This is a genomic window from Streptomyces sp. NPDC002446 (assembly GCF_053595675.1).
Window position 1 is genome coordinate 1 of record NZ_JBSFYC010000173.1, and the last position, 1,106, is coordinate 1,106.

The window sequence follows — 1,106 nt, forward strand, 5'->3', positions numbered from 1 at the left end:
GCGCTGGCGGGGTATGGCGGTATTTTCCAGCGCAACACCAAGGCGAGCGGGGTGATCCCGCAGATCTCGGTGATGCTGGGCCCGTGCGCGGGCGGCGCGGCCTACAGCCCCGCCCTGACGGACTTTGTGTTCATGGTCCGTGAGACGTCGCAGATGTTCATCACCGGCCCTGATGTGGTGCGGGCGGTGACGGGTGAGGAGATCACGCAGAACGGTCTGGGCGGCGCTGATGTGCATGCCGAGACCTCCGGGGTGGCGCACTTCGCCTACGACGACGAGGCGACCTGCCTGGAGGAGGTCCGCTACCTGCTGTCGCTGCTGCCGGCCAACAACCGGGAGAACCCGCCGACGGTGGCCTGCGAGGACCCCGCCGACCGCTCCGGCGACGCGCTGCTGGACCTGGTCCCGGCCGACGGCAACCGCCCCTACGACATGCGCAAGGTCATCGAGGAGATCGTCGACGACGGCGAGTACCTCGAGGTCCACGAGCGCTGGGCGACCAACATCATCTGCGCGCTGAGCCGCCTCGACGGCAAGGTCGTGGGCATCATCGCCAACCAGCCGCAGTCACTGGCCGGCGTCCTGGACATCGAGGCGTCCGAGAAGGCCGCCCGCTTCGTCCAGATGTGCGACGCCTTCAACATCCCCATCATCACCCTCCTGGACGTCCCCGGCTTCCTGCCCGGCGTCGACCAGGAACACGGCGGCATCATCCGCCACGGCGCCAAACTCCTCTACGCCTACTGCAACGCCACCGTCCCACGGATCTCCATCGTGCTGCGCAAGGCCTACGGCGGCGCCTACATCGTGATGGACTCGCAGTCCATCGGCGCCGACCTGACCTATGCCTGGCCGACCAACGAGATCGCGGTGATGGGCGCCGAGGGCGCCGCCAACGTCATCTTCCGCAAGCAGATCGCCGAAGCCGACGACTCCGAAGCCATGCGCACCCGCATGGTCAAGGAGTACAAGTCCGAGCTGATGCACCCCTACTACGCGGCCGAACGCGGCCTGGTCGACGACGTCATCGACCCCACCGACACCCGCCACACCCTCATCCGCGCCCTCGACATGCTGCGCACCAAGCACGCGGACCTGCCCGCCCG

Annotated in this window: 1 protein-coding gene; it reads left to right on the forward strand. The window is 67.9% G+C overall.

What is annotated here, in order from left to right:
* Positions 1-1,106: acyl-CoA carboxylase subunit beta (locus tag ACWD6P_RS37050; protein ID WP_451448618.1), on the forward strand; the 1,106-nt coding region annotated here is incomplete at both ends.